Annotated in this window: 12 protein-coding genes and 1 pseudogene; 5 read left to right on the top strand and 8 right to left on the bottom strand. The window is 60.0% G+C overall.

Features of this window, described 5'->3' with window-relative positions; translation table 11 throughout:
- The 5 genes and pseudogenes from ABF824_RS01835 to ABF824_RS01815 all read left to right on the top strand — a co-directional run.
- Positions 1 to 877: pseudogene (locus ABF824_RS01835) on the top strand (phenylalanine--tRNA ligase subunit beta); the annotation flags it as partial.
- 49 nt (positions 878 to 926) lie between these two features.
- Entirely contained in the window at positions 927 to 2,078 is a 1,152-nt protein-coding gene (locus ABF824_RS01830; protein WP_415486111.1) for an ATP phosphoribosyltransferase regulatory subunit, read from the top strand.
- Positions 2,079 to 2,138: 60 nt separating this feature from the next.
- Entirely contained in the window at positions 2,139 to 3,428 is a 1,290-nt protein-coding gene (locus tag ABF824_RS01825; RefSeq protein WP_415486110.1) for an adenylosuccinate synthase, read from the top strand.
- A gap of 82 nt (positions 3,429 to 3,510) precedes the next feature.
- Positions 3,511 to 5,487 carry a hypothetical protein gene (locus ABF824_RS01820; protein WP_415486109.1) on the top strand — a complete coding sequence of 659 codons (1,977 nt, stop codon included), beginning with the start codon at positions 3,511 to 3,513 and terminating at the stop codon, positions 5,485 to 5,487.
- Entirely contained in the window at positions 5,487 to 5,993 is a 507-nt protein-coding gene (locus tag ABF824_RS01815; RefSeq protein WP_415486108.1) for a hypothetical protein, read from the top strand. The genes ABF824_RS01820 and ABF824_RS01815 overlap by 1 nt, the downstream gene beginning before the upstream one ends.
- A gap of 1 nt (position 5,994) precedes the next feature.
- On the opposite strand, the gene ABF824_RS01810 is transcribed toward ABF824_RS01815, so the two are convergent.
- From ABF824_RS01810 to ABF824_RS01775, 8 genes are all read right to left on the bottom strand, one after another.
- Positions 5,995 to 6,975 (bottom strand): TIM44-like domain-containing protein, encoded by a 981-nt coding sequence (locus ABF824_RS01810; protein ID WP_415486107.1) that lies wholly within the window; start codon positions 6,973 to 6,975, stop codon positions 5,995 to 5,997.
- Positions 6,976 to 7,009: 34 nt separating this feature from the next.
- Entirely contained in the window at positions 7,010 to 8,353 is a 1,344-nt protein-coding gene (locus ABF824_RS01805) for a TldD/PmbA family protein (RefSeq protein ID WP_415486106.1), read from the bottom strand.
- Complete coding sequence (locus ABF824_RS01800; protein WP_415486105.1) at positions 8,350 to 9,615, bottom strand: M16 family metallopeptidase; 1,266 nt, start codon at positions 9,613 to 9,615, stop codon at positions 8,350 to 8,352. Before ABF824_RS01800 ends, ABF824_RS01805 begins: the two co-directional genes overlap by 4 nt.
- 48 nt (positions 9,616 to 9,663) lie before the next feature.
- Complete coding sequence (thrC, locus tag ABF824_RS01795) at positions 9,664 to 11,064, bottom strand: threonine synthase (RefSeq protein ID WP_415486104.1); 1,401 nt, start codon at positions 11,062 to 11,064, stop codon at positions 9,664 to 9,666.
- Positions 11,065 to 11,104: 40 nt separating this feature from the next.
- The gene (locus ABF824_RS01790; RefSeq protein ID WP_415486103.1) at positions 11,105 to 12,235 is read right to left on the bottom strand and encodes an L-dopachrome tautomerase-related protein; all 1,131 of its coding nucleotides are present in this window, start codon (positions 12,233 to 12,235) and stop codon (positions 11,105 to 11,107) included.
- A gap of 76 nt (positions 12,236 to 12,311) precedes the next feature.
- On the bottom strand, positions 12,312 to 13,610 hold the full coding sequence (locus ABF824_RS01785; protein WP_415486102.1) for an Hsp70 family protein: 1,299 nt from the start codon (positions 13,608 to 13,610) through the stop codon (positions 12,312 to 12,314).
- Between the two features lie 71 nt (positions 13,611 to 13,681).
- Positions 13,682 to 14,461: an EAL domain-containing protein gene (locus ABF824_RS01780; RefSeq protein WP_415486101.1), complete on the bottom strand. Its 780-nt coding sequence runs from the start codon at positions 14,459 to 14,461 to the stop codon at positions 13,682 to 13,684.
- Between the two features lie 191 nt (positions 14,462 to 14,652).
- Positions 14,653 to 15,681 carry an isocitrate/isopropylmalate dehydrogenase family protein gene (locus tag ABF824_RS01775; protein WP_415486100.1) on the bottom strand — a complete coding sequence of 343 codons (1,029 nt, stop codon included), beginning with the start codon at positions 15,679 to 15,681 and terminating at the stop codon, positions 14,653 to 14,655.
- Positions 15,682 to 15,698 lie beyond the last annotated feature (17 nt).

Here is a 15,698-nt window from a genome sequence, read left to right as displayed (position 1 = left end):
CGTCATGACGGCGCGAGGCCTGATGGAGACTATCGGCTTCTCCTTCATCGCGTATGACGAGGCCCGCAAGTTCGGTGATGCGCCGGAATCCCTGCGTCTGCTGAACCCCATCGCCGCTGACCTCGACCAGATGCGCCCGACGCCCGTGCCGAATCTGCTCGCCGCCGCCCGTCGCAATGCGGCCCGTGGCTGGCCTGATCTGGGCCTATGCGAGATCGGAGCAGCCTTCAGCGCCGAAGGTCAGACGACAATTGCCGCCGGGCTTCGTGCTGGCCGCACGCCGCGCCAGCCGGGTGTGACAGCGGCCCCCATGACCTTCGCCGCCGCCAAGGCCGACGCGTTCGACGTGCTGACCTCTCTCGGTGTACCGCCTGACGCCTTGACCGCCACACCTGACGCGCCCGGCTATTACCATCCCGGCCGTTCCGGCGTGCTGCGTCAGGGACCGAAAAACGTGCTGGCCCATTTCGGCGAACTGCACCCGTCCATCCTTCAGGAAGCCGGGTTCGACTCACCGGTCGTGGCGTTCGAGGTATTCCTCGATCGTATCCCCGAGCCCAAGCGCCGCAAGAAGTCCGCGCCTGACCTGTCGCCGTTCCAGCCGGTGAGACGCGATTTCGCCTTCCTCGCCGCGCATGACGTGCCGGTGGAGAGCATCCTTCGTGCTGCCAAGGGGGCCGAGCGCAACCTGATCACGGGCGTGTCGCTCTTCGACATCTACGAGGGCGACAAGCTGCCGGAAGGCCAGAAGTCGGTCGGCATCGAAATCGTCATCCAGCCGAAGGACGCCAGCCTGACGGACGCTCAGCTGGAAGCCGTATCGGAGAAGGTGATCGCCGCCGTCGCCAAGGCCACCGGCGCTACCCTGCGGTCGTAAGGGAGAAACTCCACATGACGCAGATGCCTTACAATGGTATGAGCGCCGCATGACGCGCGATCAGCTTCTCTCTCCGGCCCTCCTGCCGCCCGGCTTCATCGACCTGCTGCCTGTCGATGCACAGACCGAAGCAGAAGGCACACAGGCTCTTCTGTCCGTGTTCGCAAGCCACGGATACGAACGGGTGGCGCCTCCGCTGCTGGAGTTCGAGGACACGCTGCTCGGTGCTGGCGCTGGCGCCGCGCTGACGGAGCAGGCTTTCCGTCTGATGGACCCCGATACGCGCCGGATGATGGCGCTCCGTCCGGACATTACGCCTCAGGTCGCCCGTATTGCTGCCACGCGCCTGCATGGTGCACCGCGTCCTCTGCGTCTTTCCTATGCCGGACAGGCTGTTCTGGTTGGGAACGGCACGGCCGGCCAGACCGAGCGCCAGATAGGGCAGGCGGGCATTGAACTGATCGGCCCGGACAGCGCGGAGGCTGATGCCGAGGTCGTTGCAGTCGCCGCTGAAGCCCTGACCCGCGTTGGCATCACAGACATCTCGTTCGATCTTACCATGCCGCCGCTTGCTCCGGCGCTGATCGAGCAGGCAGGCCTATCCGCTGCGAAAGCGACAGCGCTCATGCATGCGCTGGATCGTAAGGATACTGCCGCAGTAGCGGAGCATGGCGGCCCGATTGCTGAAGTCCTGATGCGTCTCCTGTCCGCTGCTGGCGATGCGGATCAGGCGCTGGCTGCCCTGAAGGAAGCGGATCTGCCCGCTTCGGTCCGTCCCTTCAGTGACCGTCTCATGATTTCCGCGACGGCCATCCGGGCGCGTGTGCCAAACTGTCAGGTCACCATTGATCCTGTGGAATTCCGCGGCTGGAAATATCACACGGGCGTCTGCGTTTCCGTCTATGCGCTCGGTTCATCCGAGGAGCTTGGGCGGGGGGGCCGCTATCTCTGCAATGATGATGAGCCCGCATGTGGCCTTACATTGCGCCCCAATGCCGTCTTCCGGACTGCTCCGCGTGGTCCGCATCCCAGCCGTGTGTATCTGCCGTTCGGGACGGCGGAATCCGTTGGCCGCGCCTTGCGGGACAAAGGCTACGTCACTGTGGCCGGTCTTGTCTCTCATGCGCATGAAGAGGACGAGGCCCGTCGCCTGGCCTGTTCCTTCCTGAGCCGCGACGGTAAAATCGTTCCCGTTACCTGATCACCTAATTTCTGTTCCTGAGGGCGAAGGCCCGACTTTCACCATCGGAGAAGCTGCGTCATGTCGAATGTCACCGTAATCGGAACCCAGTGGGGCGATGAGGGCAAGGGCAAGATTGTCGACTGGCTCGCCAGCCGCGCCGATGTCGTCGTCCGCTTTCAGGGTGGTCACAACGCCGGTCACACGCTGGTGGTGGGAGATCAGACCTACAAGCTCTCGCTGCTGCCATCCGGCCTCGTTCGGGGCAAGATGGGCGTCATCGGCAATGGCGTGGTCGTTGACCCACAGGCGCTTCTTGCCGAAATCGACCGCGTGGTCGCGCAGAATCTCAACGTCTCTCCAGAAACACTGAAGATCGCGGAAAACGTGCCCCTCATCCTGCCGCTGCATGGCGCGCTCGACCGCGCGCGTGAGGCCGCGCGCGGTGATCGCAAGATCGGCACGACCGGTCGCGGCATTGGTCCGGCTTACGAAGATAAAGTCGCCCGTCGCGCCATCCGTCTTTGCGATCTGGCTGAGCCGGAAACGCTGGACTGGAAAGTGGACGAACTGCTTCTCCACCATAACACTCTGCTTGCTGGCCTCGGCGCGCCGACGTTCGAAAAGGCCGAGGTGCTGGCGTTCCTCAATGACATCGCCCCGAAAGTCCTGCCGTACATGGCGCCCGTAGCCGATCTTCTGGAAGCGGAACGCAAGGCGTCCAGCAAAATTCTCTTCGAGGGCGCGCAGGCCGTCATGTTGGACGTGGACCATGGCACCTATCCGTTCGTGACCAGCTCCAACACGGTTGCTTCAAACGCAGGCACCGGCTCCGGTATGGGCCCATCCGCCGCAGGTTTTGTTCTGGGTATCGCCAAGGCCTATACTACCCGCGTAGGCGAGGGACCGTTCCCCAGCGAGTTGTTTGATGAAACGGGCCGCGTCTTGGGTGAGCGTGGTCATGAATTCGGCACAGTTACAGGCCGTCCTCGTCGTTGTGGCTGGTTCGATGCGACGCTCGTGCGCCACGCAGTGCAGGTCGGCGGTGTGAATGGTCTGGCCCTGACCAAGCTCGATGTTCTGGATGGGCTGGACAAGATCGGAATCTGTGTCGGCTATGAGCTGGATGGAAAAATCATCAAGCGCTTCCCGGCAGGAACGGCCGCGCAGGCCCGGGTGAAACCAGTCTACGAAATGGTCGATGGCTGGGGCGAGTCCACCAAGGGTGCGCGAAGCTGGGCGGAGCTTCCCGCGCAGGCGATCAAATATGTCCGTCGTATCGAAGAACTGGTGGAAGCGCCTGTGACGCTTCTTTCCACCAGCCCGGAACGTGACGACACGATCCTGATGCGCGATCCTTTCGACGCATAAAATCGAATCCCGTCATTCATAAGCAGTCCGTTAAGGGCTGCGTATTACCCTTTACGCATTCACCAGTGCGTAAAGGGCGAGCATGGCCGAGGCGGAAGAATTCGGACAGGCGGAAACAGAAGACAGCCAGACCATCACGGTTGACGGACGTTACGTCATCAATCTGGCTCACAAGCTGCCCGATTTTGTAAAATGTCCCACTTATACGGCACGGGATACCATGTCTCCCGCAGCGGAGCTTCTGGCACTCGCGCCAAACGCTTTTCTGCCTGTCCGCGCCAATGCACCCAGTTTCCTGCAGGTCAACTCGCCTCATCTGATGAAGGTCCGCAGCGTCAACGACAAAACTGGCGCTGTCTGGATCATTTGTGACCCGCCAGTAGGGATTCCCCTTTCGGAAAGTAGCGGTTGGACGGAAGCTGCGGTTATCGACCGCGTGATCGTTCCGCTTGCCCGTGTCCTTCATACCTATCACGAAGCCGGACTGACGCACCGCGCCATCCGACCGGACAATGTGTTCGATCCGGGTGGTAAGGCAACGGTGATGCTTGGGCCAGGACTGTCTGCTCCGCCAGCATTCCATCAGCCCCAGCGTTTCGAGTCCCTGGGATCAGCCATCTGTAGTCCGGCTGCGCGTGGCAACGGGACAATTGCCGACGACGTTTTCTCCTTGGGTGCTCTGGCAATCTGGCTCCTTAAAGGGTGTGACCCCTACCAGAATGATGCCCCGGGAGCATTGATTGAAGAGCGAATCCAGAAAGGAAGTTTCGCGGTCTTTGCGGGAACGCTGGCCCTTTCACCGGACGTCGCTCAACTGCTGGCAGCCATGCTGTCGGACGATCCCACCCTCCGTCCGACCCCGCGCGACCTTCTGAATGCGGCAGGCCACAAAGGTTTTGTAGTCCGCCGCGTTCCGACGGCGACCGCCGCGATCATGCTTGGCTCGGTCAAGATTCGCACGACCCGCGCGCTCGTTTGGTACGCTGTTCAATACAGGCGCGAATTTACCGGCCTGTTCGTGCGTGGACTTATCGAGCGTTGGCTATCTTACGAACTGGGGCTTACGCAGGCTGCGACGAAACTTTCCATGCTTCCCAAGGATGCAGCCCTTGCGGAAGATGAGACGCAGGCTTCAGCATCGCTCTTCATGGAGATTATGGCCATCATTGAGCCGACCATGCCCATGGTCTGGCAAGGTGTATGGTTGTGGCCGGATGCGCTCGGTCAGATGGTCACGACAAGTCTGTCCCAGACGGGACAAAGCGCCGCTGATACCGCTACGCTTGTTCTGGAAGTGCTCAATAAAGGTAGACTAGAAAAATTTGCCCAGCAAAGTCTCCTGCCTGACGAGGCAAAAGCCTGCCGATCCACACAGAAAACAGCCGGTCAGCTGGATATGGTCACTGCGGTGGACGTGATCCGTTTGCCGTACATGCTTAACCCGTTTCAGGCATGCCTTTCGCCTCAATGCGCTGCTCAACGGTTCTCTACGCCGCAGGCGCTGTTGCTATGGCTGAATACTGCCCAGACAACGGGGGCGTCAGGAAACACAAGTGCGATTCTTGATGCGCATATGACGAATTTCATGATTATCGCAGCCGTAAGAGCGCGTCTTGTCGATTATCTGGCTGATCTGCTGACCACCAAAAATACATGGTCCCTTGATCTGCTGCTTCTGGCGCGGTTGCAGCGCCTTTACGCTGTCGGTCCATTGGGGGGCATTGGGCGGAAACTGCTGCCGCATCTCTCCTCGGAGCTCAAGAAATGGCGCAGCCGCAGCGAAAGAACGGCCAGAGGGGAGCGACTGGCTTCGCTGGCGACTGCAGGTGATCTGGGCCAGATGTACGAGCTTCTCAACGATAAACAGTCATTGAAAAACGATCAGCTGGCGTGCCTCGCGGCACAACAGGAACGGGCCCGTCTCGAAGAAGAGCGTTCCGAATTGCAGCATATGAAAATTGACGTTCTGCCGGAAACGCAGAGAGAAATGATCAGTCTCGCAACGTCCGTCGGCGTCATATGCGCGATCGGTTCGCTATGCGCGGAGATCATGTTCTGATGGCCACATCCACCACAACGGCACAGCAGAAACGATCAGGCTCCATGCAGAAATGGATGCAGGGTTTGCTCTGTGGGGCGGCCCTTGCATGGATGCCCGGTTACGTCCTGATCATCGGCGTCATGCTGCTGCCCGCTCTTGCAGTCTATGTCATGGATTCGAAGCGTGGTGAGGCCTCAGCCAGAATGATGATGCCTTACACGTTCGCTGCCCTTGTCCATCCGCTCCATCAGGTATGGGACGCGGATGGCAGCATGGAAGCGGCCATCAATGTCTTGATGAACCCGGTGCACAGCGTTCTCGGGTGGAGCGCTGCTGGTGGTGGCTGGTTCGTGCTGGAACTTTCCCTGTTCGGCGTAAAGCTCGTGCGCCAGTTCAATGCGAGAAAACGAAAACTCGCCATTGAAAAAAGGCTGAAGAGTCTGTCGGACGAATGGGACGAAAAGCCGGATAGCGCTCCGGAAAGCGTCGTGGCTGCGGAGGCGGAAGCCACCCCCGCAACATAATTCACCGTGTCTGCTGGATAGCGGAAAGCAGCCAGGCGCCCCCTGCCGAAGGGCGAACGAATGTCCACAGTTCGGTGACAACAACCGGTTCGGCTGAACTGCCCTCAACAACGCGGCCCGTCATATCGGTGGTCAGATCTACCAGACTGTAACGCATGGCAACCGTCGCGTAGTCATAGCCATTCTCTGACCACGCCTCCGACAGATCGCCCTGCAGAAAGCGAACATCAGAGACGACGTTACGTTCACCGCGGCTCGCCAGAGTGGCCAGCTGCTGATTGAAGTAGCTGACCATCTCGGGTGTCGCCATGCCCTGAAGGGCCGGGATGTTCTGCTGGCTCCACGCGGCCTGAACATTAAACAGCAACTGCTGGAACGCCTGATAGTCCCGCGCGCTGATTTCCAGAGGCCGCTGATTACCCGTCGGGCGGCTCCCCATGCCATTCGCAGGTGTCAAACCACCGCCTCCGGCACGCCTCCGGTTGAAAAGACTCCACAACCAGCGCGCGACCAGCACGACCAGAGCAATCTGGATCAGCAGACCCAGAAAGCCGAACAGCCCGTGAATGCCGCCCATGAAGCCGTGGCCGGACAGCATGCCGAACAGTCCCGCACCAAGCATCCCGCCTGCAAACCCTGTCAGGAAGGGATGACGCGGTCGTCCCATCATCGTGCCAGCGCCCATCTGACCCGGCCCCATGGGGCGGGTGCCATAATTCTGGCCATATCCGGGCATCGGCTGCTGCGGCGCTATGGAGCGCTCCATGGGGGCCGCGCCATAGGGCGACGTGCGCGTTGGGGGCGGAGCCGACCATGTGCGGCTGCCCCGACTGCCGCTTGAACTGCCAGATCCCGCGCGGGCATCAGCGAACTGCGGAAACGAGGCCAGAGAAAGAGCAAGAACCAGTGCTGACATCAGAACCGGTCGACGCTTCACAGATGACAGAGCAACCTCCAAAGCTGGTGTGGACCTTCCCGTCATGGGAGCATGGTCATGAGAACGGATCGGATAAGCCTCAGTTTCCAGCGACGCTCATGGCGTCAATCCGGATTGTTGGCGCATCCGATCCGAACTGGAACGAAAGATCGTTTGCCACTTGTAACCGGCCAAACATGTCCAGAAGATTGCCGGCAACTGTGAACTCTGCAATCGGTTCGGCAAGCTGGCCATTGCGGATCATGAAGCCGGAGGCACCACGGCTGTAATCACCCGTGATACCATTGATGGCCGAGCCCATCATTTCAGTTACATAGACGCCCTCGGCAATATCGGCGATCAGTTCTTCCGGAGACGCATCGCCCGGCGCGAAATACAGATTGGACACGCCGGGGGAGGGTGGCGAGGAAACGCCCCGGCTCGCATGTCCATTTGTCGTCAGCCCCAGTTGCCGCGCACTCCGGCAGTCCAGCAACCAGTGCTGCAGGACGCCATCCGCCACCAGTTCAAGCGGTTCGGTCGCAATGCCTTCACCATCAAATGGCTTGGAGCGCAGACCACGCATCCGGTGAGGATCATCGATCACACGGATGCCTTCCGGAAATACACGCTGTCCGAGTTTGTCCTTCAGGAACGAGGTGCCGCGTGCAATCGAAACACCGTTGATCGCACCCGTGAGATGGCCCAGCAAACCATTGGCCACGCGCGGCGCATAGACCACGGGCATCACGCCCGTACGCGGCTGTGTCGGATTGAGACGAGCCACTGCATTCCGCCCGGCCTGCGCACCGATCAACGCGCCATCCCGCAGATCGGACAGGTAAACCGTCGAGTGGAAATCCCAGTCACGCTGCATGCCTGTGCCCTGACCCGCAAGCGCGCTCATGGACACGGAATGGCGTGTGCGGGCGTAGCTCCCGGCGACACCAGCGGAACTCGCCAGTCCTATGACACTGCGCCCCCATGTTGCGCTCGCGCCAGCCGAATTGGTCACGCCAGAGACGGCCCGCGCGGCATCCTCCGTCTTACGGGCACGCTCCAGCAAGGATTCGGCATCCGGCTCAGTCGTATCCACCAGATCAAGATTGTTCGTCGTCACGCGTCCGATCACAGGCACATTCTGGGGTAGACCGGCATGAATATCTTCCGGCAGCACCTGCGCCATAGCTAGCGCCTGTTCAACCAGTGCATCGAACCGCTCTACGTCCAGCGTAGAGGTAGAGATGATAGCCGATTTCTGACCGACGAAAACGCGCAGGCCGAGATCGGTCGTCTCCGACCGTTCCAGCTCCTCCGTCACGCCATTGCGGACACTCACGCCCAGCGAAGTGCTGCCGACATAAATGGCGTCCGCCGCATCCGCGCCTTTCTTTGTCGCGCGCTCAGTGAGTTCGCAGGCGAAATCGAGAGGAGAACGCGTCATGCTGCAAGCCGTCCCTGCAAGGTGTCGAGTCCCATCACGCCATCTACCGGACCGATCGAGGCAAGCGTCGGCTGTCCCGAGAAGATCTTGCCAGCCACCCGACAAATATCGGCGGGTGTCACGGCATCAATCCGGCTGACAGTCTCGGCAATCGGGATCAGTCGACCAAAGATCTGAAGCTGTCGGCCAATCTGCTCACAGCGGCTGCCTGTGCTTTCCAGCGACATCAGCAGCGATGATTTGAGCTGCGCCCGCGCACGGGTCAGTTCGTCCATTTCAATCGACTGCTGCACTTTCTGCAATTCGGCCAGCGTGACCGGCAGCAACTCGCGCGCTTCTTCCTCGCCCGTTCCGGCATAGATGCCGAACAGACCGCTATCGAGGAAAGGCGTAGTGAAGGAATAGACCGAATAGACCAGCCCACGCTTTTCACGGATTTCCTGAAACAGCCGTGAGGACATGCCTCCCCCCAGAAGGGTCGAGAGCAGAAGTGCTGGGTAGTAGTCAGGATCACCGTAACGGACGCTGGGGAAGCCAAGCAGGATGTGCGCCTGATCCAGTTCCTTTGGTAGACGGAATTCGCCACCGACATAATGACCGGCTGTTCGCTCCGGCACGGCGCCTGTCGGCAAATCCGCGAAATGGCGTTCCACCATTTCCACAACCTTGTCGTGGTGCAGATTGCCCGCTGCCGCCACGACGACATTCTGTGTCGTGTAATGCGTGCGCATATAGGACATCAGCGTCTCACGGCTCATCTCACGGATGAGTTTTTCCGTGCCCAGCGTGGGAAGCCCCATCGCCTGACCGCTAAATGCCGTCTCCTGAAAATGATCGAAAATGATGTCGTCCGGCGTATCGTTCGCCTGACCGATCTCCTGCAGGATCACGCCACGCTCACGTTCCACTTCCTCAGGCAGGAAAGTCGAATGCGTCAGGATATCGCCGATGATGTCCACACCAAGCGGCAGATCTTCCTTCAGCAGCTTGACGTAATAGGCCGTCAGCTCCCGCGCCGTGTAGGCGTTGATGTGACCACCCACATTCTCGATTTCTTCCGCAATCCGGACTGCGGACCGGGTGTTCGTGCCCTTGAACGCCATGTGCTCCAGAAAATGCGAAACACCATTTTCTTCGGGACGCTCGTTACGTGTTCCGGTCGCAACATAAGCGCCGAATGACACTGTTTCCACCCGGTCCATACGTTCAGTGACGACCGTCAGGCCGGAGGGAAGGCGTGTCTGCTGGATGGGATCAGTCATGAGAGTCCTGAAAGGAGAGGCGGCTCAAGGCCGCCTCGGAAATTGAAATCAGTGACGATTGGAAAGAGCCGCCGCCCTTACTGCATCTTCAACACCATCGAGTGTGCTGTCCACTACCCGGAAACGCTCTTCACGGTCGAAGAGATCCGCAAGCGCTGGTGGCAGGGCGGGTTTGATGCCGGTTGCCGCTCGCATCGCATCCGGGAATTTCGCCGGATGCGCCGTCGCCATCGCTACCATCGGAATGCCGGGTTCACGGAACTTCCGGCCTGCGGCAATGCCGATGATCGTATGCGGGTCAGCGAGATACTGGCTCTTCTCGTGCATGGAACGGATCTGGGCTTCCGTTTCCTCGTCATCAAGGGCGATACCCGAGAAAAGCGTGTGAATCGATTCCCACACCTTTTCTGGCACATCCATCTTGCCAGTGGTCCGGAAGCCGGTCATCAGCTTCGCGCAGGCCTCGGCATCCCGGCCGAGATATTCGAACAGTAACCGTTCGAAGTTCGAGGATACCTGAATGTCCATCGACGGCGACAAGCTCGGCACAACCTTGCGCGTGCTCATGTCGTTGCTGTTGAGGAAGCGGGACAGGATGTCGTTACGGTTCGAGCCGACGCAGAGATGCCTGATGGGCAGCCCCATCTGCTTCGCCACCCACGCCGCGAGCACATTGCCGAAATTGCCGGTTGGCACCGCGAACGAGACCTCACGATCCGGCGCGCCGAGAGCCAGCGCGGAATAGACATAATAGGGCACCTGAGCCGCGATCCGCGCCCAGTTGATCGAATTGACGGCCGACAGCTTCATGTCCTGACGGAACGGCAGATCGGCGAACATCGCCTTCACCATGTCCTGACAGTCGTCGAACGTGCCCTTGATGGCGAGGTTGGTGATGTTGTTATCCAGCACCGTCGTCATCTGGCGGCGCTGCACGTCGGAGGTGCGGCCTTCGGGATGCAGGATCACCACCGTCAGGCGATCACGCCCACGACAGGCTTCGATGGCAGCGGAACCCGTATCGCCCGAAGTGGCGCCCACGATGGTGACGCGTTCATCGCGCTCGGTGAGAACGTGGTCGAACAGACGGCCGAGCAACTGGAGCGCCATGTCCTTGAAGGCCAGCGTCGGGCCGTGGAACAACTCCTGCACGAACAGCCCGTCCTCGACCTGCGTCAGTGGCACGATGGCCGCATGGTCGAAGCGGGAATAGGCGTCCCGACACAGCTCAAGCAGCGTGTCATGGTCGATCGATCCCGCCGTGAATGGCGCGATGACCTTCGCAGCCAGTTCCGGGTAGGGCAGACCGCGCATCGCCCGCCACTCATCGGCGGAAAACTGGGGCCATGTTTCCGGCATATAGAGGCCGCCATCCTCGGCGAGCCCGGCAAGCAGGATGTCGGAGAAGGAGCGAACCGGGGCCTGGCCACGGGTAGAGACGTATTTCATGCGGTGTGTATAGCCGTTCTGAAGCGAGGCGGGGAGGGGACTATTTGCGGAGAACGTCGGAAGTGGCGTCGTCTGGCACATGGAACGTATAGACCGTCACGGGCCACTGCACCGTCGCTTGTCCATTCTGAAAGCGCGCGGCCTGATCGAGTTGCGATGCAGGGACAAAAAGCGTGTTGCCTGAGAGCGACAGACCGCCCGGCCACTTCAGGCGTGGATCGGTGATCAGATGGTGCGGGATACGTCCCGGGGTATAGCTGTCGATGCTGCCCGTTGTGACGTCGGACCAGTAAAGCGTGCCGTCCGGACCGACGGTAAGGCCGCCCAGCGCATGCGTTCTGTACCAAAGCGTCGCGCTTTCCTGAAGCGCGGTGTTGGTCGAATTGGGATCATTGAACAGCGTCGTCGCAACCCGGAATAGAGGCCCGCAGTAAGGCATCACATACAGCCATTTCCCATCCGGACTGATGGCGATGAGGCTCGCATCAATCGCCAGCGGTCTTCCATCTCGTGCTTTGACAACACCCGCGGCCGCCATGATGGGCCGCTTGGCAGTGAGCCCTTCCACATGATCGAGGAAACGCTGGGCGACTCCGCTTTTCAGGTCGATCACGATTACGCCGGCCACGCCGGAATCCGCGACATAGGCCGTCTGCTCATGCACTGCGATGCCCGAGACGATGCTGCCCTGACGGAGCGCATCCGCAGAGATCGGTATGACCTTCGTCACCTTGTTCGTCGAAGGATCAATGCCAACCAGTTTGGCGGGCGCTTCCGGTTTCTGTTCCCGGTCGGGAACGCCGCTATCGACAATCCAGAGTGTACCATCCCCCGCGCGCGTCATGCCTGTGACAGCCACGAATCGCGTCTGCGGATCGCCTTCCGCAGCATTCCAGTCCGCATTCGGATAAGGGGTGGGTCTGCCTCCGGCCGTGCTGATACTGATCTGCGGCGCGATATTGCCCAGCCAGCGTGGTGCTTCCAACACAAGCCGGTTGTCCGGCAAAGCCACCACTGCATCCCATATCTGGGAAGAGGATTCGACGAAGGGATTCAGATCGGCTGCGGTCGCTTCGGGTTTCTCCGGCATTGGAACGGCATGGGCCGGCACGGAGAGGGAGAGGACGCCAAGAGGCAGGCACAGACAGGAAAGACGGGACAGCCAGTTCATGACGCGGAGTGTCACTCCGTTCCAGCGCGGCTGACAACTCCTTTTCAGCGAAATCCTGCCGCGCATCATCCGTCTGTCAGGCCGCCAGAGGTGTGGGCTCAGCGAGCGCCAGTCCTTCTGCCACGGACACGAACTCGCCGCCTTTTTCCACCTTTTCTTCACCAAAGCGACTGGTGAACAGGGCGCGGACGGCGGGCACGAAAGATGTGCCGCCGGTCAGGAAGACGCGGTCGATTCTGTCAGCGGACAGCCCGGCCTGAGCTACGGCCTGATCGATTCCTTCACCGAGTTGCTCGATATCCGGAGCTATCCAGCTTTCAAAATCAGCGCGGCTGACAGTTTCTTCAATGACCAGACCTTTCTGACGGAACGTCAGAGACGCCTGATCTTCCGTGGAAAGCGTCCGTTTGGTCGTGGACACCGCGTTGTAAAGCAACTGACCGTTCTGCTCGCGAATGAGCTCAATCAGATTCATCAGTCTTTCCGGTTCGGACGCCGTGCGCGCTACGTCAGCAATCTCATTGAGAATCCGGGGCGTGCGCATCAATGAAAGACGATGCCAGCGGGATAATGACGCATACCACTCGACAGGCACGGGCAAAGGCTCACCACCCATGATGCTGAAGGTGCAATCCCGTCCCAGATAAGGCGCGACCACATTGTCGATGATGCGTTTGTCGAACTGATCGCCCGCGAGGCCGACGCCAGCATAGCCGAGAGCTTCCGTCGCGCCATGCGAGGTCGGATCGAACCGCATCACCGAGAAGTCGCTGGTGCCACCGCCGAAATCGCCCACCAGCACCGTCGCCGGACGGTTCAGCCTTTGTGCGAAGGTCCAGCCAGCCGCTTCGGGTTCGAGCATCAGCGCTACATCGGCAAACCCGGCTTCGGCAAAGCTGGCGCGCAGACGTGCTTCGCCCAGATCATTATCAGCGTTGTCTCCAACGAATCGCACCGGGCGTCCGACCGTGACGGCACAGCGTTCCGGCTGGAGATGACCCGCGTCCATCAGGGCCCGAAGAAAGGTCGAGATCAGGGTTTCCAGTGTGACACGCTGACCGAAAAGCTGGGTCTCGCGAAAGCTGGCCTGCGCCAGATAGGACTTCATGGACATGATGAGGCGTGTTTCAGCCGGATCATCAAGATAGGCTTCGATGGCTTCCGCACCGATGGCGCGCTCGACATGCCTTCTGCCTCCAACCATCTCCTGCCAGAGAGCGAGGAGGGTTCGGCATGTCTCGCTTTCCGGTCCACTCGATGAGGGAAAACGGATCGTCCGGGTGCCGCCATCGGCATCCCGCAGGACAAGGACGCTGTTCGTCGTCCCGAAATCAATGCCAAGCCGGACAATCGGTGCGGAGGAGGAATGTGTCATGGCCGGGGGAATTACGAGGCTCCTGCCGCTCTGTCCATGTCAGAGAGGATGAAGGGATCTTTTCTTTGCCCTCAGGAAGGAAAGCGATCCAGAAAAGTTGAGACGGCCTGAGGTTCTCCCAGCACCGAGCCTCTCCCGGACTGGCAGCCGATTTCGGTCAGAAAGGCGAGGGTTTCTTCCGTATCGATTCCATCGGCCCGTGTATTGAGGCCGAAATCCCTTCCCAGACTAACCACGGCGCGGGCAATGCTCCGGTCCGCTTCAATCTGGGAAGAGTCGTCGTGAGCAAACAGGTGTCGATCAAGTTTCACATCGGTGATCAGCCCCGAAAAACTTCGGTCTCTCAACAGGGAAAGACTGGTGACACCCGTACCGAAACCCGCCAGAACAAGACCCGCTCCCGCATCGCGCAGGGCGGCAAGAGAATAGAACAGGCTGTCGCTGTCAGTGGTGAGGCTGGCTTCCGTGAATTCCAGATCGAGCCGGTAAGCCGGGAGTTTGTGGGCTGAAAGCGTATCGGCAATCTGGACGAGAAGATCATCGGGAAACGCATCTCCGGTCTCAACCGGAAGAGACAGACGCAATTCGGCAGGGAGAGCGCTGGCCAGCCGACATCCTTCCGCCAGAATGGAAATCCAGACCGGTTCCTTGTGACGCCGCCTGTTTGCGAATCGCCCCAGCGAAAGGGCGGGAGGAGGAATGAGTTCCGCACCGCAGAACGCGCGGGTTGGAAGCAGGCGACGTGGCGCAAGCGTATAGGCATCAACGCGGTCTTCCGGGCGAAGTCCTGCGAGACGCGATTTCAGACGGGTTGTGACGGCCGGGCGTTCTGACGGCAATGAGGTAGACAACGAGCTCTCCCGGTAGCAGATCCGGGATATCCTGAGGCCAGCAGGTAACTTTCCGGTAAATCGTGACCCAATTGCGGCGTTGATCTGGAAGAAAGCGGGAGGGTGCGAGAAAAGAAAAACCCCTCTTCCGGATGAAAGAGGGGTTTTTCAGGGACGCCATTGCTGACGTCCTCACCGCAATGGTGAAAGGATCAGACGAGAGCCTGCTTCAGCGCCGCCGTCAGTTCCTTCGTGCCAGCCGTGCCACCCATGTCGCGGGTGCGGACCTTGCCGCTGGTGATCAGGTTCTTGATCGCCGTGTCGATCCGGTCAGCCAGATCATCACGACGAACGTGACGCAGCATCATCACCGCAGCCAGCAGGAGAGCCAGCGGGTTGGCGAGGTTCTTGCCTGCGATGTCAGGAGCGGAGCCATGCACCGCCTCGAAGATCGCAGCTTTTTCACCGATGTTCGCACCCGGTGCGAGACCCAGACCACCGACAAGGCCAGCAGCCTGATCGGAGAGGATGTCACCAAACAGGTTGGTCGTGACGATCACGTCAAACTGCCATGGGTTGGTCACCAGCTGCATGGAACAGGCGTCGACGATACGCTCGTCACACTCGACCTTGCCCTTGTATTCCTCGGCAACCTTACGGCCAGCCTCAAGGAACATCCCGCACATCTGCTTGATGATGTTGGCCTTGTGGACCAGCGTCACCTTCTTGCGGCCGTTCTTCACGGCATAGTCGAACGCGAAGCGAACGATGCGCTCACATTCCTTGCGGGAAACATAACCACCCGAGAGAGCAATGCCCTTCGCGTCGCCATTGGCCGGGATCGTGTGTTCCATCGCGGCGTAATAGCCTTCGAGGTTCTCACGAACGATCACGAGATCGATATCCTCGTAACGGCCACCCGGAATGATCGTCTTTGTCGGACGGAGGTTTGCGTAAAGTTCGAATTCCTGACGCATCGTGACGTTGATGGACTTGAAGCCACCACCAACCGGTGTCGTTAGCGGGCCTTTGAGAGCCAGACCTGTCTTGCGGATGCTCTCAAGCGTGTCTTTCGGAAGAGGGTCGTTGACGGCGTCCACACCCGCCATGCCGGCGATGTGACGCTCCCAGATAAACGGAGCGCCAACGGCGTCCAGAATCTCGACCACTGATTCCATGATTTCAGGGCCGATGCCGTCACCGGGAATGAGAGTGGCGGGGATAGTCTTGCTATTCGTCATAATGAACTCCCTTTGCA

This window comes from Acetobacter sp. (assembly GCF_047721705.1).
GTDB lineage: Bacteria > Pseudomonadota > Alphaproteobacteria > Acetobacterales > Acetobacteraceae > Acetobacter.
Note: the sequence above shows the minus strand (reverse complement) of the source record. Positions and strands in the feature narration are given on the sequence as shown.